At 63.2% G+C, this 11,497-nt stretch carries 12 protein-coding genes, 1 tRNA gene and 1 pseudogene; 4 read left to right on the forward strand and 10 right to left on the reverse strand.

Going from position 1 to position 11,497, the window contains the following annotated elements; translation table 11 throughout:
- Positions 1 to 68: 68 nt before the first annotated feature.
- The 4 genes from AC4P1R_RS14480 to AC4P1R_RS14495 all read right to left on the reverse strand — a co-directional run bounded on the left by AC4P1R_RS14480 (position 69) and on the right by AC4P1R_RS14495 (position 2,638).
- Positions 69 to 257 (reverse strand): Trm112 family protein, encoded by a 189-nt coding sequence (locus tag AC4P1R_RS14480; RefSeq protein WP_034852960.1) that lies wholly within the window; start codon positions 255 to 257, stop codon positions 69 to 71.
- A 9-nt stretch (positions 258 to 266) separates the two neighbouring features.
- The gene (locus AC4P1R_RS14485) at positions 267 to 947 is read right to left on the reverse strand and encodes an LON peptidase substrate-binding domain-containing protein (protein ID WP_069458737.1); all 681 of its coding nucleotides are present in this window, start codon (positions 945 to 947) and stop codon (positions 267 to 269) included.
- A gap of 152 nt (positions 948 to 1,099) precedes the next feature.
- Positions 1,100 to 2,071, reverse strand: a complete 972-nt coding sequence (gene trxA, locus AC4P1R_RS14490) for a thioredoxin (RefSeq protein WP_069458738.1) — start codon at positions 2,069 to 2,071, stop codon at positions 1,100 to 1,102.
- Between the two features lie 57 nt (positions 2,072 to 2,128).
- Entirely contained in the window at positions 2,129 to 2,638 is a 510-nt protein-coding gene (locus tag AC4P1R_RS14495) for a prolyl-tRNA synthetase associated domain-containing protein (RefSeq protein ID WP_069458959.1), read from the reverse strand.
- A 325-nt stretch (positions 2,639 to 2,963) separates the two neighbouring features.
- On the opposite strand from AC4P1R_RS14495, the gene AC4P1R_RS14500 reads away from it, so the two are divergent.
- A tRNA-Gly gene (locus AC4P1R_RS14500) sits at positions 2,964 to 3,038 on the forward strand.
- Between the two features lie 44 nt (positions 3,039 to 3,082).
- On the opposite strand, the pseudogene AC4P1R_RS14505 reads toward AC4P1R_RS14500, so the two are convergent.
- The 5 genes and pseudogenes from AC4P1R_RS14505 to AC4P1R_RS14525 form a co-directional block, all read right to left on the reverse strand.
- A pseudogene (locus tag AC4P1R_RS14505) lies at positions 3,083 to 3,268 on the reverse strand (transposase); the annotation flags it as partial.
- 44 nt (positions 3,269 to 3,312) lie between these two features.
- The gene (locus tag AC4P1R_RS14510; RefSeq protein ID WP_069458739.1) at positions 3,313 to 4,074 is read right to left on the reverse strand and encodes a hypothetical protein; all 762 of its coding nucleotides are present in this window, start codon (positions 4,072 to 4,074) and stop codon (positions 3,313 to 3,315) included.
- Positions 4,067 to 4,600, reverse strand: coding sequence for a hypothetical protein (locus tag AC4P1R_RS14515; RefSeq protein WP_492177126.1), 534 nt, complete (start codon positions 4,598 to 4,600; stop codon positions 4,067 to 4,069). Before AC4P1R_RS14515 ends, AC4P1R_RS14510 begins: the two co-directional genes overlap by 8 nt.
- A 499-nt stretch (positions 4,601 to 5,099) precedes the next feature.
- Positions 5,100 to 5,285, reverse strand: a complete 186-nt coding sequence (locus AC4P1R_RS14520) for a type II toxin -antitoxin system TacA 1-like antitoxin (protein WP_492177753.1) — start codon at positions 5,283 to 5,285, stop codon at positions 5,100 to 5,102.
- 132 nt (positions 5,286 to 5,417) lie between these two features.
- The gene (locus AC4P1R_RS14525) at positions 5,418 to 6,236 is read right to left on the reverse strand and encodes a helix-turn-helix domain-containing protein (RefSeq protein WP_069458961.1); all 819 of its coding nucleotides are present in this window, start codon (positions 6,234 to 6,236) and stop codon (positions 5,418 to 5,420) included.
- Between the two features lie 199 nt (positions 6,237 to 6,435).
- Here AC4P1R_RS14525 and AC4P1R_RS14530 point away from each other — a divergent pair, with 199 nt between their 5' ends.
- The 3 genes from AC4P1R_RS14530 (at position 6,436) to AC4P1R_RS14540 (ending at position 10,455) form a co-directional block, all read left to right on the forward strand.
- Complete coding sequence (locus AC4P1R_RS14530) at positions 6,436 to 7,896, forward strand: alanine/glycine:cation symporter family protein (protein ID WP_225192083.1); 1,461 nt, start codon at positions 6,436 to 6,438, stop codon at positions 7,894 to 7,896.
- Between the two features lie 133 nt (positions 7,897 to 8,029).
- On the forward strand, positions 8,030 to 9,436 hold the full coding sequence (gene aspA / locus AC4P1R_RS14535; protein WP_492177128.1) for an aspartate ammonia-lyase: 1,407 nt from the start codon (positions 8,030 to 8,032) through the stop codon (positions 9,434 to 9,436).
- Complete coding sequence (locus AC4P1R_RS14540; RefSeq protein ID WP_225192081.1) at positions 9,433 to 10,455, forward strand: type I asparaginase; 1,023 nt, start codon at positions 9,433 to 9,435, stop codon at positions 10,453 to 10,455. Before aspA ends, AC4P1R_RS14540 begins: the two co-directional genes overlap by 4 nt.
- 3 nt (positions 10,456 to 10,458) lie before the next feature.
- On the opposite strand, the gene AC4P1R_RS14545 is transcribed toward AC4P1R_RS14540, so the two are convergent.
- Positions 10,459 to 11,475: an aldose epimerase family protein gene (locus AC4P1R_RS14545; protein ID WP_225192080.1), complete on the reverse strand. Its 1,017-nt coding sequence runs from the start codon at positions 11,473 to 11,475 to the stop codon at positions 10,459 to 10,461.
- Between the last annotated feature and the right edge of the window lie 22 nt (positions 11,476 to 11,497).

Here is an 11,497-nt window from a genome sequence, read left to right on the forward strand (position 1 = left end):
CGGTTAAACCCGGGGAGAGGGGCAAATTACAACCGACGATAGGGGAAATTCCAGCTGCAGAGCAGCCCTCAGCCCTCGATCTTGCGCGCCTCGGAAACCAGCATGATCGGCACGCCGTCGCGGATCGGATAGGCGAGGCGCGCCTTTTCCGAGACCAGTTCATTGGCTTCCGCGTCGTAGCTGAGGCGCCCTTTCGTCAGCGGACAGACAAGCAGTTCGAGCAGTTTCGGGTCGACCTTGCTGGCGTTGATGTCCATGGTTGCACGTCACTGCAGAATGTTGTCCGGATCGCCGAAATTGCGGGCAAGCACGATCTCGGTGATGGCGATCAGCGTCTCGGCGCGGGTCTTCAGGTCCGGAGCCTCGAGCAGCGCCTGCTTTTCCGCCGGCCCGTAGGGGGACATCATCGCCATGGAATTCACCAGGGTCCGGTTGCTCGCCCGCTCGACGCTTTCCCAGTCCGCTTCCAGCTTGTTGGCATCGAGATAGGCGCGGAAGGCGGCGAGAAGAGCCTCACGATCGACGAGCCCCTCGTCCTCCGGACCTTCGAGATCGGCGCCGAACGGACCTATGCGAAAGCGGCGATAGCCGCGGGTTCCAGCGACTTCGGCAAAGAGGCGAAAACGGCAGACGCCGGTGAGGGAAGTGATGTAGCGCCCGTCACCGGTCTCCGCGAAGGAGGTGATGCGGCCGATGCAGCCCACCTGGCAAAGGGCCGGAACCGGGCCCGACGCGATATCGCTGCGCCCCCCGGAAAAGGAGGGCTGGACGATGCCGATCAGCCGATCGCCGGCGAGAGCGTCGTCAAACATGGCGATATAGCGCGGTTCGAAAATATTGAGCGGAAGTTGTGCGCCGGGAAGCAGGAGCGCACCCGTCAGCGGAAATACCGGAATTATATCCGGCAAGTCCTGCGGACCGAGGTAACGCGCATTTCCGACATGCATTCTTCCGGACCCTGCAGATAACTGCCCGGCCGCGCCTCCTCGTGATTCCCGCGCGGTCCCCAGGCTCAACAAATGGTGCGCCCCTCGAAAATCTCAAGGGAAAAACGGGCATCGAAGGCGCAAAAACAGCTCAACGACGCCGCTGCTTCCATTCAGGAAAAGAGCAGCGCCGACAGCTTGCGCCGGGCGGCGATCGTCGCCGGATCCTTCGGCCCCCATACCTCGAAGAAATTCAGGAGCTCGCGGCGAGCGGCGTCGTCCTCGAAGTCGCGATCCCGCTTCATGATCATCAGAAGGTGGTCGGCGGCCGCAGCTCTGTCGCCCTCGACGTTGCGGATCTTCGCGAGCTTCAGCCTTGCCGCGTGATCGTCTGGCTCGAGGGCAAGCCGGTGCTCCAGCGCCACGGGGTCGCCGAGCTTGCGCGCTTCCTCGATCTGGTCCAGCTTTTTCGACGCGGCGGAGACGGCAGCGGCCTTGGCGAGCTCTTCCGGCAATTGCGAAAGCGCCTGGCGCGCTTCGGCAAGCTGCCCAAGGGCAATCATGCACTCGATCATCCCGGCGATCGCCTCCGGGTTCTCCGGATCAGCCTGCAACACGGCACCATAGAGACCGGCGGCGTTCTGCGCATCGCCGGCATCGATCAGCGTCTTGGCTTCCGCAAGCAGGGCCTCGACTTCGGCCTTGGCGTCGTCCACGGCCGGGCCGGCGATCCGGTCGATGAATTGCTTGATCTGGCTCTCCGGCACGGCGCCCATGAAACCGTCGACCGGACGGCCGCCGACGAAGGCGATGACGGCCGGGATCGACTGAATGCCGAGCTGGCCGGCAATCGAGGGATGGTCGTCGATGTTCATCTTGACGAGTTTCACCCGGCCGGCGGCTTCCTTGACCACCTTCTCGATCACCGGGGTCAGTTGCTTGCACGGCCCGCACCAGGGCGCCCAGAAATCGACCAGGACCGGCTGCTGGCGCGACGCCTCGACAACGTCGCGGGCGAAGGTGGCGGTCGTCGTCTCCTTGATGAGGTCGCCCGCGCCGCTCGGCGCCGGCTGGCCACCGAACGAGGCCGAAGCCGTCATCTGGTTGCCGAAAGATCCTGCATAGGGATTGTCGCTACCGCCCATTCTTCTCTCCTTGCGGGCTTCGCCCGACGTCATGCGTTCCGCGCCAAAGATCGTATGTCAGGCCGACACTTTCAAGACAAGCGCTTCGTGGCCGGTCGCGTCCATGAAGCGCAACATGTCCTTCGACGCGATCGAGGTCGTCTGGTCGTTGGCGAGCGGATGGCAGTTGATCACATCGAACTCCATCAGCGCCTCGTCGAAAACGAACTTCACCCTGCCTTCCGTGTCGTTGATCGCACCAAACGCGGTTACCGCTCCGGGAATGACGCCCAGAAATTCCATCAGCTTCTCCGGCTTGCCGAAAGAGACCTTGCTTGCTGCGCCGATGGTCTGATGAATGGTCTTCAGGTCCACCGTCGCATTCTCCTCGACGGTCAGGAGGAAATAATTGTCCTTTTTGTCCTTGAGGAACAGGTTTTTTGTATGTCCCCCCGCAATTTCGTCGCGCAGTTCCACCGATTCGGCGACCGTGAAGACCGGCGCGTGCCGTTTGGTCGTATGCTTGATCCCAAGTTCGTCGAGAAAGCGGAACAGATCCTCCGCATTCTTCGGCTGTGCCTCGCTCATGGTTTCGCTCCCTTTCGACATTGCGTTTTCCCTTTCCTTACGGAGAAGGCCCGCCTTCCGCAATCTTGAGCGCGGCAGGTCCCATGCGCCGGAGCGTCATGCAGGCGGTTGCCGAGCGGTTCTTTCGCGAGTTGTGGGGAGCGCGGCCCTCAGGCGGGAAGGGAAAAGCGGCGCTCCCGGCGCTTCGCCGCGCGCCGAAAAAATCTTCGCATCGGCGCCATTTCCCTGTTGCATTTGAAAATGGCTTGGTCCATATACCGCCCGTCGCCGCGAGACGGGGCGGCAACCCACGGTCCACCGACTACCCCGGACCTGGGTCTGATGAGCGGGTGTAGCTCAGGGGTAGAGCACAACCTTGCCAAGGTTGGGGTCGAGGGTTCGAATCCCTTCGCCCGCTCCAGTTTTCTTCTTGTCCAGCCCGAAGACATAGGTAACAGTTTGTACCTAAGACATGGGTGACAACCTCGTGCCGAACGGGTTGTCGATGGTTTGCAAGGTCCTCTGCTCCAGGTCGATATATCCCAAATCATAATGCATGAAGCTGATGAGCCAAATTCCGTCCTCGACTTCCTTGATGCCAAGCCTCTGACCGGCCATGACGGTCGAGATGTTGATCTTCTCGCGGTGAATGCGCTGAGTTCGCCGCCGTGCCAAACTCGCCTGTAGTTCGGTGGCTATCCGGTGCCGGCTGCTTGAAGGGCGGCCTGAATTTCAGCCACGGCCGCTTGATGCCCGGCCTGAGTGAGCCGGTATCCGACCTTCCCATCACCGTGTAGGAGCTTCGCGCTCCGCAATTCGCCCAGGCGGTTCTTCACCGAACTGGGGCTCCGTGCGCTCATGGTGGCGAGAATAGCGGGCACCAGCACCCGCTCAGGGAAATGGCTGTGCAGCAGAATCAGGATTTCGCCGCGCACCGAGGTGTCAGCGTGGACCAGCCGGACGCCATCGATCTCTTCAACGAGGGTGCCTACCGGAGCTTGGACCAGCGCGATGAGGGCACCGGCCTCGTGCATTGTGATGCCCGTTGCATTGCGCAGGAGCTCCGCCATAATCCAGGCTGCGCCATGGTGGGCGAGTCCAAGGTCGAATCGGTTGGGATCGACCGGATTCTTGTGAGCGATATTTCGCTTGTTGCGGAAGGTGTAGATGGAGCGCGCCAGGCGAGCGCCACAGATGCGCAGGCCTTCCGGCAGCTGCGCCTCGTTCTCTGCTTTCTTGCTCAAGTAGCCGTCAACGTCGGGCTTAGCGTCGTACGTCCCGGTCGCGAGCTGCTGTAAGCACTGCACGAACGTCTCCACGAACTTACCCGGAGAGGCCCGCTCCAAGGTGCCGGTGGAGCAGTCGCGCCGGAGCTTGACGAAGTCGCATGCGAGTTCGACCGACAGCGTGGTGCCCAGGTAGCTCACCAGTGCGGCTGACAGGCGACCTTCATCCACCGATCATGGCCTCCACGGCCCTGATGCCCGCGACGGTGATCTTGTAAAGCTTTCTTGCCTGCCGCGACTTGCCGCTCTTCTTGAGCTGTAACGCGAGCGCGGGCTTCTGCCCCTTGAGCGTGTCGATGGCGGAAGTGACGTTCGACAAACCTTCGCCCAAGTGCTTGAGCTCCTTATTGACCGAAAAGCCGTCGAAGCTGTCAGCTGCCTGGCAGACTTGCAGCCAGTAGCCAGCTACTAGGGCCTTATCAGACGTTCTCTTAGGCTGGGCCGCGTCGAACAGCTCGGCAAAGGATCCGAATTTCGGAGCCGCATCTTGCTCCTGCTCCAGAGCGGGCTCATCTTCATCGCTGCGGCAGGCGTCATGCGGCTTAGCGACGGCCCGGGTGACCGGCGCAATGCCCAGCCGAGATGAGACATAATCGAGAACGCGGACGCGTGCCTCTTCATCCAGATTTTGCAGTGCAGTGAAGACTGTTTGCATCGCGCCGAACTCAAGGTCCGGGCCTGTGGCTTCCGCCGTCATAGAATCGACCTCCGGTTACTGACGATCCTTTGCTATTCGATTCGCTCGCGTATTGCAAGATAACGACGATACACGAGATGAATAAGACTAGTCATGCTGCCCATCATCCCAAGCCATTGCAAGCATGGTAAATGGAACATATACGGAATTTATGCGCAACATGTAGGGGTATCGCTGGATGGTTCTGCATGATTGTGAGGCGTCCGAAAGCACCCATGTCCCAATGCCGGAATGAATATTCCGGTCGTTCTTGTTCGAGTTAGATATAAATATTGATATTTATCAATGACTTATTAGATTATTTCTGAAGTCGAAGAGCGAGCATCGCTTAACATGAAGAGGACAGTCAATGTTATGCTTTGACTCTTTCTGCGAACATGTGCGCCCGCACCTCGGCCGCCAGGGTGAGCCCTTGAGGCAATGATCAAGCGTGGCTTCCCGCACGTGAGATTGGCAACGTCGTGCTGTGGTGCGGTTCGGGAGCCGAGAGGATCACGGATCAGCGTTTCGCAAGATAGCCTCGCTCCCAAGGGGCGGGACGCTTTGCCAGTTCCACGATTTCAGGGACACGGGTTGCCGGTCCGGAAGCTGCAGACATGAATTCGGCGAAGCCCTGGGGACTCATGCGGATCAGCCAGTTCTCCATCAGCACATCCTCGGCCGCGGGGACGGCGACCCCACGCACGAAGTCCGTGCGCGACCGGCCGTGGAGGCGGCGGCGCAATCGATCATTGCGATGTCTGCCTTTGGCAGTCGCATCGAAATCGTCGACGGCAAATCCCCTCAGCCTTGGAAAATCGCGCTTCCGGCCACGCCCTCAAACGAACCTTGCCCGAAACAGCGCTTCGCCGGGGGCGATGTCGTTGGTGATGGCGGTGCGCAGCGCGCCGTCGAGGCGGGGGTCGTCCGGCGCGTAGAGGCCGCAGAGAGAGAGCGCCTGGCGCAGGTCGACGGAGTGGCCGAGATAGTCGTAGACCACCCGGGCGCAACAGGGCATGCGCTCGCCGCTGCCGGAAACGCCGAGTTTCAGGCCGGTGAGCCGCGTGATCCGGTTCTTGAAGGAAGGGAACAGGATCGTCTGGCTGATTTCCAATCCCGTCAGCGTTTCATAATCGACGAGGAAAATGCGGTCGGTCAGGAAATGCGCCATGCCGCGATAGACGGCGCGATAGGCCCTCTCGCCCGGCCGCTCGATGAGCCGTTCGCTGCGGCGGTAGAAGACACCGCCCTCGCGCTGCTCGAAGCGGACGATATTGCGCAGGACCCTGCCCGGATAGGCCATCGAGCAATAGGTCTCGAAATAATAGCCGAGATACTTCTCCAGCCCGGCGCTGCCGATCGCTTTCAGCCGGCCGAAATGCGCGGCCTCGGGAGAACTGGCGGCGGCGTCGATGCGCGGTGCGCGCGGGCGCAGCCGCACCAGTTCCGCGAAGCGGGCGGCCGGAAGCAGGATTTCATATTCCTCGACACCGAAGAAGTCGCAGAGCCGCCGCAGGATATGCGCGGAAGGCAGGTGCCGGCCGCCGAGATAGCGGTTGAATTGCGGCCGGTTGATCTTCAATAACCGGCAGACTTCGGCGATGGAGCCACGATAGCTGCACAGAAGCCGGAGATTGGCGGCGAAATCCTGATGCATTCCCTCCCCCAGCGCCAAAAAGCGAAAGCGCATTCTAGCGCGGAACCTGCACCAGAATGCGCCAATTGGCAACAGGCCGGCAAATTGCAACGCCGGGTTTCAACCGGCATAGCGATTGCGGGAGACTATCAGGCTTTCGGCGCCGGGCCGGGAAGCCATCCAGCGCGCCGCCCGCGCCGGCGGCAATGGGAGGACATGTATGCTCGATTTTCTCAATGATCTCTTGTGGAGCAAGGTGCTGATCGTGGTTCTGATCGGCCTCGGCCTGTGGTTCACCTTTGCCTCGCGTTTCGTGCAGCTTCGCTATTTCGGACGCATGTTCCGTATTCTCGGGTCCGGGCAGGCCTTCGCCAGCGGATCCGATGGCCATCTCTCCTCCTTCCAGGCGCTGATGCTCTCGGTCGCCGGCCGCGTCGGCGGCGGCAATATCGCCGGCGTTGCCGTGGCGATCACCCTTGGCGGCCCGGGCGCGGTCTTCTGGATGTGGGTCGTCGGCCTCATCGGCATGGCGACGAGCTTCTTCGAATGCACCCTGGCGCAGGCCTACAAGCGCGCCGAGCCGGATGGAACCTATCGCGGCGGACCGGCCTATTACATCGCGCACGGCCTCGGCGAGCGCTGGAAGTGGCTTGCGGGCCTCTATTCGGTGCTGCTGCTGGTCACTTTCGGTTTCGGCTTCAACGGCGTGCAGTCCTATGCGGTCGCCACCTCGCTCAACGACGCCTTCGGCGTGCCGGTGATGGCGATCGGCCTCGGCATCGCCGTGCTGGTCGGCATCATCATCGCCGGCGGCGTCCGGCGCATTGCCCGCATTGCCGACGTGCTGGTGCCGGTGATGGCGCTCGGCTACATCGCCATGGCCCTGGTCGTGCTCGTGCTCAACATCGACGCTCTCCCCGCCACGCTCATGCTGATCGTCAAGAGCGCCTTCGGCCTGGAGCCGGCGGTCGGCGGCGGCATCGGCGCGGCAATCGTCATGGGCGTCAGGCGCGGGCTCTTCTCCAACGAAGCCGGGCTCGGCAGCGCCCCGAATGTCGCGGCCGTCGCCGAAGTCCCGCATCCCGCCTCGCAGGGCGTCGTCCAGGCCTTCTCCGTCTTCATCGACACGCTGATCGTGTGCTCCTGCACCGCCTTCATCATCCTGCTCGGCGACGTCTATCGCCCGGGTGCCGAGGAGGTTGGCGGCATCGCACTCGCACAAGCCTCGCTGGCCGGCCATATCGGCGAAGGGGGCCGGGTCTTCGTCAGCATTGCGATGATGCTCTTCGGTTTCACTACGATGATCTACAACTACTATCTGGGCGAGAACAGCCTTGCCTGGCTCGGCGGGCAGAACAGGCCGCTGATCATCGTCTATCGCATTGCGGTGATCGGCCTCTGCGGCTGGGGCGCCACCTCCGACCTCGGCACGATCTTCGCCTTTGCCGACGTCACGATGGGCCTGCTGGCGCTCGTCAATCTCTTCGCGCTCGTCATGCTCTTCAAGCCCGCTCTGAAGTTGATGCAGGACTACGACAGCCAGCTTGCGAAGAACGCCGGCGAGCCGGTCTTCGATCCGGAAAGGTTCGGCTATGCCGGCATCGACCGCAAAGCCTGGAGCGGCACGGCATGGGGCGAGGAACCCGAAGCCGTAGCAGCGGGCGGAAGCGCGCGCGCCTAAGCGTCAACCGAAAACGAGCAGGTAGAGCGGGAAAGCGCCGGAAAACCGCAGACGGTTTTCCGTTTCCCGCTTTAAAACTGGTGCAGGGCCGGGACCGCCGGCCCGTCGTTTCAATCCATCGCGAGCGAATCCCATGAACATGACGCGTATCGAACATGATCTGCTCGGCGACCGGGAGGTGCCGGCGGACGCCTGGTACGGCGTCCAGACGCTGAGGGCCATCGAGAACTTTCCGATCACCGGCGTGCCGATCAGCCATTTTCCGCATTTCGTCGCAGCACTCGCCATGGTCAAGGCGGCGGCGGCCCGCGCCAATCGCGATCTCGGCCTCATCGCGCCGCAGAAGGCCGAGGCGATCATCGCCGCCTGCAAGGAGATCGTCGCCGGCCGCCTCAACGATCAATTCGTCGTCGATCTGATCCAGGGCGGCGCCGGCACGTCCACCAACATGAACGCCAACGAGGTGATCGCCAACCTCGCGCTCGAAAAGCTCGGTCACCCCAAGGGCGCCTACGCGCATCTGCATCCCAACGACGACGTGAACAGGTCGCAATCGACCAACGACGCCTATCCGACCGCCGTCTGCCTCGGCCTGCAATTCGCCGCCGAGCCGCTCGTGGCGGCGATCGCTTCGCTGCAGCAGGCGCTTTCGGAAAAGGGGCGGGAGTTCGCCGACGTCATCAAGATGGGCCGCACCCAGCTTCAGGATGCGGTGCCGATGACGCTCGGCCAGGAATTCGACGCCTTCGCCGTCAATCTCGGCGAGGACGTCGATCGTATCGGCGAGATCCTGCGTCTACTCTGCGAGGTCAATCTGGGCGGCACCGCCATCGGCACCGGCCTCAACACCCATCCGGACTACGCCGTTCTCGCGGTTCGCCATCTCGCCGAGATTTCGGGCAAGCCGGTGGTGCCGGCCGCCAACCTGATCGAGGCGACCTCGGACATGGGTGCCTTCGTGCTCTTTTCCGGCCTGCTCAAGCGGCTGGCCATCAAGCTTTCGAAGCTCGCCAACGATCTGCGCCTCCTGTCCAGCGGACCGCGCGCCGGGCTCGGCGAGATCGTGCTGCCGGCGATGCAGCCCGGCTCATCGATCATGCCCGGCAAGGTCAACCCGGTCATTCCCGAGGCGGTGAACCAGGTTGCCTATCAGGTCATCGGCAACGACCTTGCCGTGACGCTGGCAGCCGAAGCCGGCCAGCTCCAGCTTAATGCCATGGAACCGCTGATCGTCTATAACCTGTTCTCATCGATCAAGATGCTGGCGACCGCCTGCCGCATCCTCGAAGAGCGCTGCATCCGCGGCATCCGCGCCAATCGCGAGCAGTGCCGCCAGGACGTGGAACAGAGCATCGGGATCGTGACCGCTCTCGTGCCGCATATCGGCTACGCCAACGCCACGCGCATCGCCGCCGAGGCGCTTGCAAGTGGCGCCACCGTGCGCGAACTGGTGGCGGCCGAAGGGCTGCTGACGCCAGCGGAGCTCGACCGGTTGCTGAGCCCGCAGGCAATGCTCAGTCCCGCAGCAGGTATCGCATGAGCCGGCGCGTCCTCATCCTGCATACGGGCGGCACCATCGGCATGGAAGCCGCGCCAGGCGGCCTCAAGCCCATGGCCGGCTTTGGTGCCCTGCTCAAGCGCCGGCTCGGCGAAACGGCCTCGGCGACGCCGCTCCCGGATTGCGATGTCGTCGAGCTCGACAGCCTGATCGACAGCGCCAATCTGCAGCCGGCGCAATGGCCGGTCATTGCCGGCGAGCTCGTCCGCCGCTGGGATGCCTATGAAGGCTTCGTCGTGCTGCATGGCACCGACACCATGGCATGGACCGCTTCGGCGCTCTCCTTCATGCTGCGCGGCCTCGACAAGCCCGTGATCCTGACGGGCGCGCAGATCCCGCTGACGGCGCCGCGCAGCGACGGGCTCGAAAATCTCGAGATGGCGCTGATCCTCGCCGCACAGCATCCGCTGCGCGAAGTCGGCCTCTGTTTCGGCCGTAAGCTCTTGCGCGGCAACCGCAGCCGCAAGATCGCGACCGACCGCTTCGATGCCTTCGATTCGCCCAACTATCCGGCGATCGCCGAGGCCGGCATCAACATCGTGCTGCGCCGGGAGCTGTTGCTCGCCGCCGAGCCCAAGAGCTTCTTTCTGCCGGACCATTTCGATCCGGAGGCCGTGGCGGTCATCACCATCCACCCCGGCCTTTCGCCGCGCGTCGTCGAGGCGGTGCTCTCCGATCCGATGCTCAAAGGCGTTGTGCTGCGCAGCTACGGCGTCGGCAATGTGCCGGAAGCAAACGCGCGGCTGCTCGCCGCCCTCGGCGCGGCGCTCAAGCGCGGCGTCACGGTGGTCAACACGACGCAATGCGTGATCGGCGCGGTGGCGCAGGACACCTATGCCACAGGCGCCGCGCTTGCCCGCATCGGCGCGGTGTCGGGCGCCGACATGACGCTCGAGGCGGCCTTTGCCAAGCTGCACGTGCTGATCGCCGAGGGATTGCCGCCCGAGGACATCCGCGCCCGCATGGCGGTGCCGCTCGCGGGCGAGATGATCGCCGGTTGAAGCTCAGCTTTTCGTGAAAACGTAGTCGGTTTCCTGGCGGAGCGTTTCGCCCGGGCGCAGCACCGCCCTCGGGAAGCCGTCGTGATTGATGGCGTCCGGCCAGATCTGGGTCTCGAGGCAGAAGCCGGCGAAGGGGCCATAGGGGCGGCCTTCGAGACCCGGAGCCGAGACGTTGAGCTTGCTGCCGGTATAGAGCTGGACCCCCGGCTCGGTGGTCAGCACCTCCAGCGTCACGCCGGACCCGATGCTGCGCACCAGCGCTATCGAGCGCTTCTCCATGCGCTCGGGCGAGAGGCAGAAATTGTGGTCATAGGCAATCCCGTTGCCGTCCATCTGCCGCCGCATCGAGGTCATTTCCCGGAGATCGAAGACGGTGCCTGCAACCGGACGGATCTCGCCGGTCGGGATAAGATGCTCGTCCACCGGCAGGTAGTGGTCGGCGGCGATCATGATGTCATGCCCGAGCGCGTCGACGCTGCCGTCGAGATTGAAGTAGCTGTGCTGGCATAAATTGGCGAGCGTCGGCGCGTCGGTGACCGATTCGTAGAGGACGTTCAACGTGCCGCCCGGCTTCAGGCGATAGGTGCAGGTGATCGTGCAGTTGCCCGGATAGCCGGCCCGGCCGTCGGGATCGGTGATCCTGAGCGTGACGCTGTCCCCGGTCCTCGCGATGATCGTCCAATTGCGCTTGCCGATATTGTCGCTTCCGCCATGCAGATGCGTGACGCCCTTCTCGTTGAGCTCGAGCTGATAGACCTTGCCGTCGAGGGTGAAGCGTCCTTCGCCGATCCGGTTGGCATTGCGGCCGGGGGTGGCGCCGAAATAGGAGGAATAGGCGGGATAGCTGTCGAAATCCTCGAATCCGAGCACGAGCGGCGGCGCGTGGCCTTCGAGCCTGAGATCCTGGATGACGGCCCCCCAGCTCAGAACCTTCGCCGTCAGCCCGCCACCGCTGAGGGTCACGCGGTGGACCGGTTCGCCGGAAGGCAGGTGGCCGAAGACTTCCGTGTCGGTGCTCATTTTCTGTCCCTCGCTCCTTATC

Source organism: Sinorhizobium sp. Y406 (assembly GCF_058732025.1).

Bases quoted from the DNA above. Each gene is read 5' to 3' on its own strand.
- AC4P1R_RS14480 (WP_034852960.1), bottom strand. From the start codon at position 257: ATGGACATCAACGCCAGCAAGGTCGACCCGAAACTGCTCGAACTGCTT.
- AC4P1R_RS14485 (WP_069458737.1), bottom strand. From the start codon at position 947: ATGCATGTCGGAAATGCGCGTTACCTCGGTCCGCAGGACTTGCCGGAT.
- trxA (WP_069458738.1), bottom strand. From the start codon at position 2,071: ATGGGCGGTAGCGACAATCCCTATGCAGGATCTTTCGGCAACCAGATG.
- AC4P1R_RS14495 (WP_069458959.1), bottom strand. From the start codon at position 2,638: ATGAGCGAGGCACAGCCGAAGAATGCGGAGGATCTGTTCCGCTTTCTC.
- AC4P1R_RS14515 (WP_492177126.1), bottom strand. From the start codon at position 4,600: ATGACGGCGGAAGCCACAGGCCCGGACCTTGAGTTCGGCGCGATGCAA.
- AC4P1R_RS14525 (WP_069458961.1), bottom strand. From the start codon at position 6,236: ATGCATCAGGATTTCGCCGCCAATCTCCGGCTTCTGTGCAGCTATCGT.
- AC4P1R_RS14530 (WP_225192083.1), top strand. From the start codon at position 6,436: ATGCTCGATTTTCTCAATGATCTCTTGTGGAGCAAGGTGCTGATCGTG.
- aspA (WP_492177128.1), top strand. From the start codon at position 8,030: ATGAACATGACGCGTATCGAACATGATCTGCTCGGCGACCGGGAGGTG.
- AC4P1R_RS14540 (WP_225192081.1), top strand. From the start codon at position 9,433: ATGAGCCGGCGCGTCCTCATCCTGCATACGGGCGGCACCATCGGCATG.
- AC4P1R_RS14545 (WP_225192080.1), bottom strand. From the start codon at position 11,475: ATGAGCACCGACACGGAAGTCTTCGGCCACCTGCCTTCCGGCGAACCG.